Below are 15,264 nucleotides of genomic sequence, written 5' to 3'. Positions count from 1 at the left end.
GCCACTCCTTACTACTCTTTAATAAGCTGGACGATATGCACCGGGTTTAAAGACCGCCAGAAGTGAACGCGCCCAGCAGGTTCCAGGCGAGCGAGGCTTGCCGCCAGGGCAGCGACCCGGTAACCACGGCCCTGGCCGAATGTCAGGGCCGTGGTCAGGGTCTCCGGGGTGATGGCGTTGATAACTATAATCCCGCCGGGGTGTAACAAATTATGGCACCTGGCTAAGATGTCCTTCAGGCGGCCGCCGCTACCCCCAATGAGAACCCGGTCTGGCGCAGGTAACCCGGCTAAAACCTCCGGCGCTTCCCCGGCTACCACCTGCAGGTTGCCAAGGTTAAAACGCTCGGAGTTCTGCCGGATAAGGTCGCAAGCAAGCGGGTTAACCTCTACGGCCAGGACCTGTCCCGGTGCCACCAGGCGGGCTGCCTCAACGGCCAGGGAGCCGGTACCAGCGCCTATATCGTAAACCGTCATCCCTGATCCCAGACGGGCTTTGGCCAGGGTCAGGACCCGGATTTCTTCTTTGGTAAGAGGCACCCGGTCGCGGGTAAACCAGGCATCGGGTATTCCCGGGGTTATGAAGGGCCAATCAAGGATGGTCATAGCCAATGATCACCACACCTGCCGCTGGTAGGTCCCCGGCGGCCAGTTCGACAGCCGTCAACCAGGCTGTCTGCTCCTGTTCTGTACCCAGGTCGGTACCTATCCATAATCTCAGCTTCGCCAGGCCTTTATCAGCCAGGTAGCGGCCGAGGGCTGACGGGGTACTGGTCCCCCCCGTTAGAAGCACCATTTTAATGGACCCGGCTGCCAGGTGTGACAGGTAAGGTTCCAGGGTGGCCAGGGGGCGCCCGTGGAGGCTCAGAAAAGTCGCTCCTTCCCAGCCCTGCCCCAGGCGGGCAAAGGCGAGCTGGATGGAACTGATACCCGGGATGACCCTTATCTCCTCCTCGGGGAACTTGCGTTTCAGCCAGCCCAGGAGGCTAAAGAAGCCCGGGTCACCCGATACCAGCACGGCAGTGGGACGGGGACGTACCTGGAGCAAAAAAGAATATATCTTTTCCAGGTCCCCCCCGATTACCTGTTTTTCCCGCGGTAAATCAGCGAAGAGTTGCAGGGCCCTGGGGCCCCCTACCAGGATTTCCGCCGCCAGGGCAGCCCGCCGGGCCGCTGGTGTCAGGTATTCCGGGCTGCCGGGGCCAACCCCGATCACAGTCAACCATCCTTTACTAACGGTCATAGCCCCAGTCCCCCATTATCTGCCGGGCTACCTCATCCCGACCCATGATGTCCCCCTGAAGATTCAGAAGGGCCGTACCCACTGTTAATTCCCCGTGGACCAGGTCAGTGGCCCGCTGGCTGGCCCTGGCTGCCAGGGAGTCCCAAAAACCGGGCTCAAAATCCGACCCCCGGATAACTTCCTGGACCGCTTCTACTGTAGTGGCTGCAAGTATCTGTTGCACTATTTCCCGGGAAGCTCCGGCGGCTGCCGCCAGGGCGGCAATAATCTCCTGGCGGGCATCGGCAACATGGCTATGGGTATAAAAAATGCCACCCGCTACTTTCACCAGCTTACCCCCATGGCCCCACAGGAGGACCCTTTTGACCCGGCGTTCAACACAGGCTTCCAGGAGATAACCAATAAAATTGCTGGTTAAGATAATGGCGGTGGCAGGTAAACCATATTTCTCTTCCGCCTGGCGCTGGCCCAGGCGACCAGGGGTTAAAACCAGGGTCTCCCAGCCGGCGGCCAGGGCAACATCGATTTGGGGAACCAGGGAGTTCCGGAAGGCCTCTTCGGACATGGGTTCGACGATGCCGGTGGTGCCGAGGATAGATAAACCGCCCTCGATCCCCAGGCGGGGATTGAGGGTACGCCTGGCTAACCTTGCGCCTTCCGGAATGCTAATCTCCAATTCCATACCCAAGCCAGGGGGAACAATGGCAGCTACGGCCTCCTTGATCATGGCCCGGGGCACGGGGTTAATGGCCGGTTCCCCCACCGGCACCGCCAGGCCGGGGCGGGTGACTATCCCTATACCCTCGCCGCCCCGCAGGGTAATGCCCCCGGCTTGTTTCCTGGCCCTTACGTGAATGGCAACTCCGTGGGTAACATCGGGGTCATCACCGGCGTCTTTTATGATGATGGCTTCGGCCTCTTCAACACCTTTATGTACGGTAACGGGTAAAGTTATTATTTCTCCCCGGGGCAGGGTCAGGGTAATTTCTTGGACCTCTTCCCCTCGCCACAGGGCCAGGGCTGCTGCCTTGGCTGCCCCTGCAGCGCAGGTCCCCGTGGTATAACCCCGACGTAATTTTTGGACCACTGCTTTTTCCTCCGAAAATAGCTCGCTTCAGAAAAATGTCGGCAAGTGTAGTTTTCTCTGGAAGCCACAGGTCGGTGGCAGGATGAGACGCTTTTAGGGCTCGCCCTGTAACCCCAAGGTTTACCACGCAGTTACAGCTTGTTCCCCACCTTTAAGGACTACAGGCAGCCCTGCCACCACCAGGTATACCCTGTCCGCCTGGCGGGCTAATTCCTGGTTAGCCAGGCCCAGGAGATCGCGAAACAGCCGTCCCAGGGGATAGGGTGGCACCAGGCCCAGACCTACTTCTTCAGTAACTACAATTACCCTGGCCCTGACCTGGTAGGCTGTAGTTGCCAGTTCCCTGAATCTGGAGGTAATCCTTGCTATCAACTCTTCCCTTTGTTCCCGGTTTTTTTCAGCCTCGTAATGGTAATTGTTCAAGAGATTACTGAGCCACATTCCCAGGCTATCAAGGAGCAGGGTGTCAGCCTGCCGGCCTTCCTGTCTTATGGTCTCGATGACTTCCAGGGGGGTTTCTATCGTCCGCCAGCTGGCTGGCCGCCGGTTTCGATGGAGGTCTACCCGGGCGGCCATTTCTTCATCATTAATCATGGCCGTTGCCAGATAAACCACTTGGCCACCTGCTTCCCCGGCCAGTTTCTCGGCCAGGCTACTCTTGCCGCTCCGGCTTCCCCCGGTCACCATAATTAGCGGCCCGCGTTCCATATAATACTCTCCCCACGTTAGAATACATGGTTTCCCCCGGCGGCATGGGAGGTTTATAAAGAACAAACTCCAGCCTCGCGACCATGGCTGGAGTAAGAACCTTAAGTTTATATTTCGCCCCTTTACGCGAGGGTTGAACCAACAGGCAGGTTTCCTGGCTCCCGGCTCATTACTTTTCCTCGCCTTCCCAGTAGATCACCAGTGGCCTCTGAGGAAAAACTCCCCGGTTACAGTGGCGCGACCGCTCAGGATTTACACCTGATTCCCTTTTAACCCTGCAGGCACCTGTTGTTTATTAAATTTGCTTATAGTATAAACCACCACCTGGCCCAGGTCAAGTCCTATGATACAATATCCCCCCGGAGTTTACAGTTAAGGAATACCAACTCTCTATTTTTTTGCCAGATGACCCGGGCGTAACGGCGGTTACGAGCCCGGAGTTGCTCTTTTTCCTGGCGCAGGCGGTTTACCAGCTCCCATTTTTCGTTTTCACTTTTTTCCACCAGGCGCATCAGGACACGCCGGCTGATCCGCAGTTGTTCAACTCTGTTCTCCAGCTCTTGAATACGCTGGTAAAGGGCTACCTGGCTATCTCCAGCCAACGGGCCCACCCCCTTTTATTTCTTGCTAAAGTATATGACCAAAAACTAATCCTTAGTCGCCCGCATCCCTGATCCTTTGCCACCTCTCCTTGAGCCGTACCAGTTCCGGAGCTCCGATGGTGCAGGAACCCAGATCAGCATGGCTGTCTCCCGACCGGCCATGGAAATCGGAACCACCAGTCACTACCAAATCGTACCTGGAGGCTAGTTTCAGGTAACGCTCCCTGGTGACAGGATCATGGTGGGGGTAATAAACCTCCAGGCCCTGGAGCCCGGAGTTTACCAACGCGGGAATAATGTCATCGGCCTGGCTCAGCCCGGGGTGGGCCAGAACAGGTACCCCACCTGCCTCCAGAATTACCTTCACAGCCACAGAGGGCGGAATTTTAGCCCGTGGTACATAGGCCGGTCGACCCCTATCCAGGAGGGCTTTAAAGGCGGCATCAATGGAGGGCAGATATCCCTTCTGGACCAGTGCCGCCGCTATATGGGGACGGCCTGTAGTCTCACCCTTGGCTTCCCTCGCGACGTCAGCCATGGTCAGGTTATAACCCAGATCCCTGAGCCTGGCTACGATCTTCAGATTGCGCCGCTGGCGAGCCTGGCGCATGGTTTCCAGAAAAGCCATGAGTTCTCCCTGCTCCCAGTCCAGGCCATAACCTAGAAGGTGAATCTCCCGCCCCTCCCATTCGGTACTCAATTCTATCCCGGGAATAACCTTTAAGCCCACTTCACGGCCGGCAGCCAGGGCTTCAGCAAGGCCAGAAACGGTATCATGGTCGGTAATGCCCAGGGCCGTCAGTCCCCTTTCCCGGGCCAGCCTTACCATCTTGGCCGGGCATAGCTGTCCGTCAGAAGCTGTAGTATGGGTATGTAAATCGGCGCTTACGACCATATTTCTATCCCCAAGTATATTCTTTGCTATATATTATAACCTGAAGCCTGCTCCCTCACGGTAAGCAGGCTTCAAATTTACTGGGTTTTCCGCGGTTCGACGATTAGTTTCATGGCCGTACGTTCCTGGCCTTCAATCTGAATATCGGCAAAGGCAGGGATGCAGACAATATCCAGTCCGTTGGGAGAAACAAACCCCCTGGCAATGGCCACGGCTTTTATGGCCTGATTCAGGGCAGCGGCGCCGACAGCCTGGATTTCTACCCCGCCCTTTTCACGCAATACCCCCGCCAGGGCCCCGGCAACCGAATTCGGATTGGACCGGGCTGCTACCTTCAGGACCTCCATGGGCTATTCCCCCTCACCATAGACCTTCAAATACTATTTCGCCACAGGTGGTGAAACTCCTCTTAAAAAGCATACAATTCTTTTAAGTTTTAATTTCCTCATGAGGATCCCTTTCAAGGATTACAATAATGCTGTACCCGCTGGATCCCGGCAGCCCGGCCCGTGGAGGGATCAATATCCAGGATTACCCCTTCCAGCTGGATTACTCCCCCGGCTATTTCAAAGCGGGCCGGTAACTGGGTCAAAAACTTATGCACTATGATCTCTGTTTTTACCCCCAGGACGGAATCCCGGGGTCCGGTCATCCCGACATCAGTAATATAGGCCGTTCCCCCGGGCAAGACCCGTGCATCGGCAGTTTGGATATGGGTATGGGTCCCGACAACGGCACTAACCAGGCCGTCTAAATGCCACCCGAGGGCCACCTTTTCCGAAGTGGCTTCAGCATGAAAATCTACTATGATGACCCTGGTCTCGGCACGGAGCTCTTCGGCCAGCTGCTTGCCGAGACGGAAGGGACATTCCAGTGGTGGGAGAAAAACCCGGCCGGATAAATTGATTACCCCTACCTTTAAACCTTCCTTCACCTCAAACAGGTTATAACCCCGCCCGGGGGTCCCTGGCGGATAATTGGCCGGCCGGATAATGCGCTCTTCCTCTTCCAGCAAAGTTAGAGCTTCCCTTTTATCCCAAACGTGGTTTCCCATGGTAAGGATATCGATGCCGCTGGCAAAAAGTTCACCGGCGGTATCTGGTGTAATGCCATTCCCTCCGGCAGCATTTTCACCGTTGGCTATCACCAGATCAGGCCGGTGTTCCTGGAGCAAGGCCGGCAAGACTTCCCGTACCGCTTTCCGGCCCGGCCGTCCTACCACGTCGCCGATCATCAGGATTCGCAAAAGAATTCCCCTTAGCTTTCTTTAGTCGTTCCTAATCTTAATCTTATTATTAGCCTTTCCCTACTTGTTAAACACCATGACCCTGCCTTCTTCCCGGAAGGCAATCAATTGCCTTTCCGAGACGGTCCCCTTGACACTCTCCAGCATATGATCAATCAATTCTTCCTGGAGGATTAGCTCCTCTTCCTGAACCTCATCAGTATTTTCAACTAACAGGCTGTTACCAAACTCTTCCCGTACCAGGGTCATAATCAGGTTAATCTCATCCCGGGAGAGGGTGGCGACATCCCTTTGGACCTCCAGGGACATTAACTGGTCGTTCCAGGTATGATGGAGGTTAATAACCTGCGGTTCCCGGTCTTCGAGGTAATTGTAAACCTCCAGGGATTTGCGGAACTTCTTTTCAAATTCCTGGACCTGTTCTACGGCCACCGGCTGGGCCAGCATGAAGGTAAAACGCAGGACCTGGTCCCGGGGTTCATAATTAATGGTTCCAACTTCAGGGTACCGCACCAGGATGGAAATCAGGAGACCAATGCTGTCGGATACTTCGCCGCCGTGTTTGTACTTCAGGCTCATGGTAGACACCTGCCCCGTACTTTATGTATAAGATGTTGCCACCAATATGACATTACTTCTGCACCCACTAGCAAAATCCTGCCTGTCTTGTCCTCCCCGAGGTATGAAAATTTAATGGCAGAGATGGTAAGCATCTTGCCCATCCCTGCCATTGAACTTCACAGCACGCTATTTGGCGTAATCTACAGCCCGGGTTTCCCGGATGACCACTACCTTGATCTGGCCTGGATACTCCATTGTCTGCTCGATGGTTTTGACGATATCCCGGGCCAAGCGAACGGCCATGGCATCGTCAATCTTATCCGGTTTAACCAGGATACGAACTTCACGTCCGGCCTGGATGGCATAGGATTTTTCTACGCCGCTAAAGGAATTGGCAATCTCTTCCAGTTTTTCTAAGCGCTTAATATAGGCTTCCAGGGTCTCACGCCTGGCTCCGGGACGGGCGGCGGAAATGGCATCAGCAGCCTGGACCAGTCCAGCTTCAATACTTTTAGGCTCTACATCGCCGTGATGGGCTTCAATGGCATGAATGACCTCCGGTGACTCCCGGTACTTTTTGGCCAGTTCAACCCCCAGGTTGACGTGGGGGCCTTCAACTTCAAAGTCCACCGCCTTGCCTATGTCATGAAGCAGGCCAGCCCGTTTAGCCACCAGTACATCTACACCCAGTTCGGCGGCCATAGCCCCCGCCAGGAAGGCGACTTCCAGGGAGTGTTTCAGGACATTCTGGCCGTAGCTGGTACGATATTTCAATTTACCCAGCAGGCGCACCAATTCCGGGTGCAGGCCGTGGATACCCACCTCGAAGGTGGCCTGCTCGCCTTCCTCCCGGATCTTCGTATCCAGTTCCCGCCGGGCCTTTTCCACCATTTCTTCAATCCGCGCCGGATGGATGCGCCCATCGGCTATAAGTTTTTCCAAGGCTATCCGGGCAATCTCCCGGCGAATAGGATCAAAGCAGGACAGGATAACCGCTTCCGGCGTATCATCTATAATGAGGTCTACGCCAGTCAGGGTTTCCAGGGCCCGGATATTCCGGCCCTCACGGCCGATTATCCGCCCCTTCATCTCGTCATTGGGCAGGTTAACTACCGATACTGTAGCTTCAGCTACATAGTCGGCAGCACAGTGCTGGATAGCGTAGGTGATAATTTCCCGGGCCCTTTTCTCGGCCTCTTCCTTCGCTTCAGCCTCTACCTGCTTGATGAGCATTGCTGTTTCATGCCTGATTTCTTCCTCCACGTTTTTCAAAAGGATATTCCTGGCAGCCTCGGTAGTTAAGCCGGAAATCCGCTCCAGTTCGCTCACTTGCTGCTGGCGAATTTTCTCTACCTCTTCCCTGGTACGCTGAATCGCTTCTTCCTGGCGGTGCAGGCTGGCCTCTTTGCGTTCCAGGGTTTCAGATTTGCGTTCCAGGGTTTCCTCTTTTTGCAGCAAGCGCCGCTCTAAACGCTGGAGTTCATTGCGTCGTTCCCTGCTCTCCCGTTCCACCTCATTACGCATGCGGTGGACTTCATCCTTGGCCTCCAGAACCGCTTCCCTTTTCCTGGCTTCAGCTTCTTTTTTGGCCTCTTCGATAATGGTGGCGGCAGCCTTTTCGGCTGAAGCTATCTTGGCCTCAGCCAGGTATTTGCGGATGGCATAACCACCCGCCCCGCCGACCAGGAAAGCTATTAACACATATAAGATATATTGAATTGTTTTTCACCTCCCGCTCACAAAATAAAGCCGAGTCGAAACTCGGCTTAACCATAGGAATACCTACCAAATAGCCTTTATTTGGTTCAAAACCAGGACCTATCTCGCCTGTTGGGAACCTCTAAACAATTAGACCATCAACTGTCCGGTCAAAAAGTTATTATATTCCATCCAGGCCAAACCCGGTAGTGAAATCATTCAATAAAGGTTATGGTAGTAATCCTATACCTAGTTTCTCCCAGCCTTATTATATTTCTTTTTAACGGTGCCTGTCAATATTATCTCTGGTATGTATTTCCGCAAGTACCCCCCGGATTATCTCCCCATCGTACCCGCGTTGCCAGAGAAAACGGGCCAGGCGCCGGGAAAACCGCCGGTCATCTTCCCCGGGCCGCCGCCGATATTTCTGCGCCAGCTTCCTGGCTGCAGCCATTTCGGTTTCCGGGGTCAGCAGGTCTTTTACTGTAGCGGCCGCCAGCTGGGGGGTCACTCCACGCTGCTGCAGTTCTTGTTGCAAGCGTATACGGCCCACCGGCCGGGTGGCCAACCGGTAGGTAGCCAGGTCGCACGCAAAGCGTTCATCATCTAGAAGGCCGACCTCTTTTAGTTTATTTACCGTGGCCGTCACTATCCGGGAAGCAAAACCCCTGGCCTGTAAACGCCGCATCATCTCCCCTTCGCTACGCGGGCGATAGGTTAGCAGTTTGAGGGCATACTCCCAGGCAACAGCCGGAGTCGATTCAGTCTTCCCCCGAAGTGGCATCTTCTTTCCCGGCCGTAAAGTTAATTAAGCCTGCTTTTTCCCGGATCTTGGTCTCGAGGGCGGCAGCCAGATCGGGGTGTTCTCGGAGGAAATCCTTGGCGGCTTCGCGTCCCTGTCCCAGGCGGTCTTCCCCCAGGGAATACCAGGCACCGCTCTTTTTAATGATATCCAGTTCAGTCCCCATATCCAGGAGGCAGCCCTCGCGGTCGATTCCCCGGCCGTAGATAATGTCAAATTCGGCCTGGCGAAAAGGTGGTGCTACCTTATTCTTAACAACCTTGACCCTGGTTCGATTGCCGACTATCTCTGTCCCGGCTTTTAGCTGTTCTACTTTACGGACATCCAGACGTACGGAAGCATAAAACTTCAGGGCACGGCCACCGGGGGTAGTCTCAGGGTTGCCGAAGAGGACTCCCACCTTTTCCCGTAGCTGGTTGATGAAAATGGCCACCGTCCGCGATTTGGAGATAATCCCTGCCAATTTACGCAAAGCCTGGGACATTAACCGCGCCTGGAGACCTACATGGGCATCGCCCATCTCTCCCTCCAGTTCGGCCCGGGGTACCAGGGCGGCCACCGAGTCGATGACGATAACGTCAATAGCCCCGCTGCGTACCAAGGCTTCAGCTATCTCCAGGGCCTGTTCCCCGGTATCGGGCTGGGACACCAGCAGGTTATCCGTATCTACTCCCAGGTTGTGGGCGTAGACTGGGTCCAGGGCATGTTCGGCATCGATAAAGGCTGCTGTACCCCCGGCCCGCTGGGCTTCGGCAATGACATGTAGGGCTACAGTAGTTTTACCGGAGGATTCCGGGCCAAAGATCTCTATTACCCGCCCCCGGGGCAACCCCCCTACTCCCAGGGCCAGATCCAGGGGCAGGGCTCCGGTGGAGATGGCCTCAACATTGAGGCGGGCGCCGGTTTCACCCAGCCGCATGATGGAACCTTTACCGAAATGGCGCTCAATCTGGCTCAGGGCCATTTCCAGAGCCCGTTGTTTTTCATTTATGACCACGCGTTGCATTCGCCTCCTCAAAAAAGACTCTTCCTTTAGCTGGTGACGCTCATCGCCGTCAATAATCCCCTGGTGGGCAGGCTGGTAACGAGCCGTTATCACCACTAAACTCTAATGGGTAGATTGAGGGTTAAAAGGGGGCGGTAATTGGCGCCGCGGGGGCTTAACTGGCTCTCCATGAGGCTTACGGCTGTTACCCTTTCCCGGCCCCAGGAAACATTGGCCAGGCTTTGCAACTTCTCCCGCAGGATGCCGCCAGCAACCCCCGGTCGCAGGCGTCCGAGGGTTAAATGGGGGGTAAAGGTGTCAGCCTTAAACCCCAGGGCCAGGTATTCCTGCGTCACCTGTCGCTGGAGGTCATATAAAGGGGCCTCTGATTCCACCCCAGCCCAGATAACCCGCGGTGACCGCCAGTTGGGGAAAACGCCGGTTCCCTTTACTTCCAAATCCCAGGGATTGATCCCCATGGTGGCCCTTTCCAGGGCCTTACCTGTTTCCTCAAGCCGGGCCGGGTCCACCTCCCCCAAAAACTTTAGGGTCAGGTGGATACTGTTCGGATTCACCCATTTCACCGGGACCGGTAACTGGCGCAATTCCGCCTGCAACCGGGCCAGACTCGCGACCATGGCCGTGGAAAAGTTAATGGCAATAAAGAGTCGCATAGCGATCACCTGTTTCCAGAACTTATTCGCCCTCGAGGCCCCATAATCCTCCTTGACGCGACCAATTTTTTCAAGAAGCTTTGGCCTGCTCCTGCAGGAGGTTCCGTAATTCCCGACCAGTGATAGTTTCCTTTTCTACCAGATTGCGGGCCAGTTCCTTTAAAACCGGCAGGTGGGGTTGCAGGAGGGAAACGACCTTTTCTTCTTCCTGGTTAATAATTGTTGTCGAGGCGGTGTGCATTTGCTCCTTGGATAGGTTCTCTTCCCCAACTACCCCCAGGTCTGATAAACCCGAAGTTATAATTACTCGGGCCAGGCGGATGGATTCTTTAAAATCGTTGAGGGAACCTGTACTGCGGTTGCCCAGGACCAGGGTCTCGGCCACCGCCCCTGCCAGGCAGATGGCTATCTGAACTTCGAGATAGTCCCGGGTATAAAGGTAGATGTCGTGCTCGGGCTTTTGCCTGGTATAGCCCAGGGCCTGGCCCCTGGAGGTTATGGTGACATGGGAAACCGACCCTGGTCGTAACAGCTCAGCGGCTACGGCGTGGCCGGCTTCATGGATGGCCAGCCGGTATAACTCTTCCGGCGTCGGCTTACGGCCCAGTTTCTCGCCCAGCATTACTTTATCAACCGCCTCCAGCAGGTGCCGCTGCTCAATGACCGGTGCTTTTTCCCGCAGGGCGAGGATAGCGGCCTCGTTGGCCACGCTTTCCAGGTGGGCTCCGGAAAAGCCGAAGGTCTCCCTGGCTATAGCCTCCAGGTCGGTTTTCGGTCCTAAGGGTTTATTGGCTGTATGCAGTTTTAAAATGGCCAGGCGCCCCTCCCGGTCTGGTAAATCAACCCTGACCTGCCGGTCAAAACGTCCCGGCCGCAGGAGGGCCGGGTCAAGGAGATCGGCCCGGTTGGTGGCTCCAATAACTAGAATCTGGACATCCTGGTCTTCTTTTAAACCGTCCATCTCGACCAGGAGCTGATTAAGGGTCTGGTCGTATTCCAGGTGGGAGGTATGGCTTCCCCGTTTACCCCCCAGGACTTCCAATTCGTCAATAAAGATAATGGCCCGTTTTTTTTGCTGGCGCCGGGCCAGTTCCCGGGCCCGGTTAAAAAGTTCCCGCACCCGCTGGGCACCAACCCCGGCATACATCTCGATGAACTCACTACCGCTGGCAGCCAGGAAGACGGCATCGGTGTAGGTAGCTGCCGCCCTGGCCATCAGGGTCTTACCGGTTCCCGGCGGCCCGCTTAAAAGGATGCCCTTCAAGGGGCGGATACCCATCGCCCTTACCTGCTTGCTCCGCAATAAAAACTCCAGGGCTTCTTTCAGTTCCCGGATGGCTGTTTCCTGGCCGCCAATGTCGGCAAAGGAGATAGGGACTGCCGGGATGTAGGATTTACCACCAAAGGTTGAAGAAAGCATACCCTTTTTTTCAATCAACCAATAAGCGAGGAATCCTACCCCGGCCAGGAGAAGAAGAGGGGTGATATCAAAGCCTTTAAGGGTCAGAAATACCAGTACTCCAATAACGGTACCGGCACTAGTCTCCTTAAGCACTACACTCCTCCTCCCTGCTGGCTATTATTCTGCCTGGGTATTATCCGGTAAAGGTAATTCTGTCCCTGCCTGAACTGGAGATAAATGTTCCTTTCATCAATATTGATAGCATAGTCGGGGACACCGGCTTTGCTGGCCAGTTGCGCAATACTGGTGGCCATGGTGGTAAAATTGCCACGGACGGAAGCCTCGTAAACAGAATACTGGCTGGCCTGCCAGAGCCTGTCCAAAACAGGCGAGGGATTATCCTTGATGACAACTTTGACCGGTTGCTGGCCATATATCCCCTGGATTACCTTTTCCAGCTGCTTGTAAGTTTGTTGTAGGTCAGCCACCTGGCCGAGGGTTACACCGACCTCCAGGCCACTTGTCCCGGAGGTTATCTGGACTCCCTGGACCCCGGGCACCGCTTCCAGGGCCCTGGCCAGGGGCTTTTCCTGGCCGAAGTGCTGGTAGGCCCATTGCCCCCCCGTCAAGAGGCTTAAACTCAAAAGGGCTGCAAGCAAAACAAAATGAAGGCGCCACCCTTTGAAGTGCAATCTTTAACACTCCTCTCCAAGGTAACACCTTCAATTATAGCAAATTATTTGGTTTTAGACCTTATGAATTACCTGGCAGTCCTGCCACCATTCCTTTATCCCAGCCGATAAAGGAGTTCCCGATTTAAGAAAAAGTAATGGAACCCCGAGATCAGGGTCAGGGCCAGGGCGCCATAGAGGATTAGTAATGCCCAGGGTATACCTACCAGGAGGGCGACCACAGCTATCACCTGGGCAAAAGTCTTGATTTTACCCCAGTAGCTGGCGGCCAGGATTAACCCTTCGCCGGCAGCTACCTGACGCAGGCCACTGATTAAGAATTCCCGGCCTATAATGAGCACTACAGCCCACCCGGGGACCAGGTGCATCTGTACCAGTAAAACTAAAGCCGTAGTGACCAGGAGTTTATCTACCAGGGGATCCAGCAACTTGCCCAGCCCGCTTACCTCAGCGCGCCTGCGGGCCAGGTAACCGTCCAGGCCATCGGTAGCCGCCGCCAGGAGAAACAACCCGGCGGCCAGATAATACCCGGGCCCCCAGGGGCGAAGGATAAAAAATACAAATAATGGCACCAGCATCAGGCGCAACATGGTCACCCGGTTGGCAAGGGTCATAACTTAATCTCCCCCAGAAAGTCATAGATATTATAAAGCTGGGTCAGCTTCACTGTAACCATGCTACCGGCTGGTGAGGGATCTCCCTTAACATATACCACACCGTCTACTTCCGGGGCCTGGCGCATACTGCGCCCTACCTCCGGCCCTTCCTTCAAAACCTGGACCTCCCGGCCCAGCCAGCCTTCATTGCAGGCCCTGGTGATGGATTGCTGGTGGAGCATTAACCTCTGGTAACGTTCTTCCTTCACCTCTTCTGGTACCTGACCTGGAAGGCTCGCCGCTATTGTACCTTCCTCGGGAGAGAATTTAAAAGCCCCCACCCAGTCCAACCGGGCGTCAGTAAGGAAGTCAAGAAGGATTTGAAAATCCTCCTCTTCCTCTCCGGGAAAGCCCACGATAAAGGTAGAGCGTATGGTTATCTCCGGTATGGCCCGCCGCAGGCTTTCTATAGCTCTCAGGCCCGCCGCTCCCGTCCCGGGACGGCCCATTCGTCTCAAGACGCCTTCACTGGCATGCTGCAGGGGTAGATCCAGGTAAGGTACCACCCCGGGCTCAGTAGCCATTACCTCGATCAATTCCGGGGTGATCCTGGTCGGGTAGGCGTAGAGTAGACGCACCCACTCTATCCCCTCAATCCTGGCCAGGCGGCGCAGGAGTTCCGGCAGGCGGTACTCTCCGTAACAATCCAGGCCGTACGCCGTGGTATCCTGGGCTACCAGGACCAGCTCTTTTATGCCCCTGGCCGCCAGAGAAACGGCCTCGGCTACCACTTTCTCCAGGGGCCGGCTGCGATAGGGCCCCTTGATGGAAGGGATAGTACAGTAAGTACAACGGTTATTGCAACCCTCGGCAATCTTTAAATAGGCAAAGGGCTTCCCATCTTCGATAAGGCGTGGCAATTCCCCGGTAATCATTTCCGGGCCGGGTACATCCAGCACCCTCTCACCCTTTAATACCCGGTTAATAATTTCCGGCAAGCGGCCTGTGGCCCCGGGTCCGATAAAGGCTGCCGCCTCCGGCAATTCCTGCCACAACTCGGAGGCGTATTGCTGGGCCAGGCAACCGGCAACAATTAACCGCGGGTGATTGGCAGCCCGGGCCAGCTCCAGGATCGTATCTAAAGCCTCTTCCCGTGCCGCGGTAATAAAGCTGCAGGTGTTAATGATTACTACTTCCGCCTGCCGGGGATCGCTTACCACTTCCAGGTGGTTCTTTTCCAGGATCCCCAGCATATATTCGCTTTCTACCTGGTTTTTAGGACAACCGAGGGTTATAACAGCAACTCTAATCATTGCTTTTTAATTATGCGCAACTGGTTTGCGCCCTTATCAGCCTCAAAGGTAACAACACTCCCTGCTTTACCAAGTGGTGGCTGAACCTGGCCGTTGAGGGTTACCTCGACGGCGCCGGCGCTCCCCAGGGTTACACTTACTTTATCCTTTCCCTGGAAGACCTTTTCATCCCCGGGCTTGAGAGTCCCGGAGAAATCGGCCTTACCGTCGACGACTGCTCCTACCCAACAATTCCCGGTAGCCCGGATCTTAACTTCCACTCCCTGGACCTGGGACGGTGGTGAAGCTGGCTGCACTGGGGTTACAGGTGCGGGCGTTGCTGGTGCCGGTTCGGTAACCGGCGGCGGTGCCGGTGACTGCTCCGGCGAAGGGCGATAATAATTATATAAACGATTCACGCCCCAGAGGACCAGGATAACTCCCAGGATAAGTAACCAGCGGCCCCATCCCCTGGTGGTTAACCGGGGTGTGGTTATACCGGGTGGTTCCTCTACCTGGTAAGATTCCTCTTTAGGGGGGTATTCTTCCTTAAACAGGGCGGTTAATTCTGCAGGGTCCAGCCCCAGGAAGCGGGCATAATTACGTAAAAAGCCCAGGGCGTACACCCGCCCGGGAATTTCATCATAGGTTCCATTTTCAAGGGCCTCAAGGTATTTCAGGCGGATTTTGGTGGCTTCTTCAGCTTCTCGCAGGGATATTCCCTTTTCCTGGCGTGTAGAGCGAAGGATCTCGCCTACCTGTCCCATAGCCTCACCTCCTGG

Annotated in this window: 18 protein-coding genes and 1 riboswitch; all 18 genes read right to left on the bottom strand. The window is 55.3% G+C overall.

Annotated features, from left to right (window positions below; all coding sequences use genetic code 11):
• Positions 1–11 precede the first annotated feature (11 nt).
• Positions 12–605 carry a precorrin-6Y C5,15-methyltransferase (decarboxylating) subunit CbiT gene (cbiT, locus tag MOTHE_RS05090; protein WP_011392604.1) on the bottom strand — a complete coding sequence of 198 codons (594 nt, stop codon included), beginning with the start codon at positions 603–605 and terminating at the stop codon, positions 12–14.
• Positions 592–1,242: a precorrin-6y C5,15-methyltransferase (decarboxylating) subunit CbiE gene (cbiE, locus tag MOTHE_RS05085; protein WP_011392603.1), complete on the bottom strand. Its 651-nt coding sequence runs from the start codon at positions 1,240–1,242 to the stop codon at positions 592–594. Before cbiE ends, cbiT begins: the two co-directional genes overlap by 14 nt.
• On the bottom strand, positions 1,232–2,329 hold the full coding sequence (gene cbiD / locus MOTHE_RS05080) for a cobalt-precorrin-5B (C(1))-methyltransferase CbiD (protein WP_011392602.1): 1,098 nt from the start codon (positions 2,327–2,329) through the stop codon (positions 1,232–1,234). The genes cbiE and cbiD overlap by 11 nt, the downstream gene beginning before the upstream one ends.
• Before the next feature lie 120 nt (positions 2,330–2,449).
• Positions 2,450–3,037, bottom strand: coding sequence for a bifunctional adenosylcobinamide kinase/adenosylcobinamide-phosphate guanylyltransferase (gene cobU / locus MOTHE_RS05075; protein WP_011392601.1), 588 nt, complete (start codon positions 3,035–3,037; stop codon positions 2,450–2,452).
• Between the two features lie 127 nt (positions 3,038–3,164).
• A riboswitch (cobalamin riboswitch) is annotated at positions 3,165–3,341 on the bottom strand.
• 37 nt (positions 3,342–3,378) lie between these two features.
• Entirely contained in the window at positions 3,379–3,639 is a 261-nt protein-coding gene (locus MOTHE_RS05070) for a hypothetical protein (RefSeq protein WP_011392600.1), read from the bottom strand.
• A gap of 52 nt (positions 3,640–3,691) precedes the next feature.
• On the bottom strand, positions 3,692–4,534 hold the full coding sequence (locus MOTHE_RS05065) for a PHP domain-containing protein (RefSeq protein WP_011392599.1): 843 nt from the start codon (positions 4,532–4,534) through the stop codon (positions 3,692–3,694).
• Positions 4,535–4,611: 77 nt separating this feature from the next.
• Entirely contained in the window at positions 4,612–4,881 is a 270-nt protein-coding gene (locus tag MOTHE_RS05060) for a stage V sporulation protein S (protein WP_011392598.1), read from the bottom strand.
• Between the two features lie 113 nt (positions 4,882–4,994).
• Positions 4,995–5,780 (bottom strand): TIGR00282 family metallophosphoesterase, encoded by a 786-nt coding sequence (locus MOTHE_RS05055; protein WP_011392597.1) that lies wholly within the window; start codon positions 5,778–5,780, stop codon positions 4,995–4,997.
• Between the two features lie 60 nt (positions 5,781–5,840).
• Positions 5,841–6,359, bottom strand: a complete 519-nt coding sequence (locus MOTHE_RS05050) for a hypothetical protein (protein WP_011392596.1) — start codon at positions 6,357–6,359, stop codon at positions 5,841–5,843.
• Positions 6,360–6,527: 168 nt separating this feature from the next.
• Positions 6,528–8,042: a ribonuclease Y gene (gene rny, locus MOTHE_RS05045; protein ID WP_011392595.1), complete on the bottom strand. Its 1,515-nt coding sequence runs from the start codon at positions 8,040–8,042 to the stop codon at positions 6,528–6,530.
• Positions 8,043–8,319: 277 nt separating this feature from the next.
• A complete protein-coding gene (locus MOTHE_RS05040) occupies positions 8,320–8,823 on the bottom strand; it encodes a regulatory protein RecX (protein WP_080997181.1) in 504 nt (167 codons plus the stop codon).
• Positions 8,801–9,847 (bottom strand): recombinase RecA, encoded by a 1,047-nt coding sequence (recA, locus tag MOTHE_RS05035; protein ID WP_011392593.1) that lies wholly within the window; start codon positions 9,845–9,847, stop codon positions 8,801–8,803. The genes MOTHE_RS05040 and recA overlap by 23 nt, the downstream gene beginning before the upstream one ends.
• Positions 9,848–9,942: 95 nt before the next feature.
• Positions 9,943–10,500 carry an RNA 2',3'-cyclic phosphodiesterase gene (thpR, locus tag MOTHE_RS05030; protein ID WP_011392592.1) on the bottom strand — a complete coding sequence of 186 codons (558 nt, stop codon included), beginning with the start codon at positions 10,498–10,500 and terminating at the stop codon, positions 9,943–9,945.
• Between the two features lie 70 nt (positions 10,501–10,570).
• Entirely contained in the window at positions 10,571–12,055 is a 1,485-nt protein-coding gene (locus MOTHE_RS05025) for an AAA family ATPase (RefSeq protein ID WP_011392591.1), read from the bottom strand.
• The gene (locus tag MOTHE_RS05020) at positions 12,055–12,594 is read right to left on the bottom strand and encodes a hypothetical protein (RefSeq protein ID WP_011392590.1); all 540 of its coding nucleotides are present in this window, start codon (positions 12,592–12,594) and stop codon (positions 12,055–12,057) included. The genes MOTHE_RS05025 and MOTHE_RS05020 overlap by 1 nt, the downstream gene beginning before the upstream one ends.
• A 95-nt stretch (positions 12,595–12,689) precedes the next feature.
• Complete coding sequence (pgsA, locus tag MOTHE_RS05015) at positions 12,690–13,208, bottom strand: CDP-diacylglycerol--glycerol-3-phosphate 3-phosphatidyltransferase (protein WP_011392589.1); 519 nt, start codon at positions 13,206–13,208, stop codon at positions 12,690–12,692.
• Positions 13,205–14,503, bottom strand: a complete 1,299-nt coding sequence (gene rimO / locus MOTHE_RS05010; RefSeq protein WP_011392588.1) for a 30S ribosomal protein S12 methylthiotransferase RimO — start codon at positions 14,501–14,503, stop codon at positions 13,205–13,207. The genes pgsA and rimO overlap by 4 nt, the downstream gene beginning before the upstream one ends.
• Positions 14,500–15,249 (bottom strand): helix-turn-helix domain-containing protein, encoded by a 750-nt coding sequence (locus MOTHE_RS05005; RefSeq protein WP_011392587.1) that lies wholly within the window; start codon positions 15,247–15,249, stop codon positions 14,500–14,502. Before MOTHE_RS05005 ends, rimO begins: the two co-directional genes overlap by 4 nt.
• Between the last annotated feature and the right edge of the window lie 15 nt (positions 15,250–15,264).

This window comes from Moorella thermoacetica (assembly GCF_001267405.1).
Taxonomy (GTDB): Bacteria; Bacillota; DSM-521; order Neomoorellales; family Neomoorellaceae; genus Neomoorella; species Neomoorella thermoacetica.
This window is presented reverse-complemented; position numbering and strand designations above follow the sequence as displayed.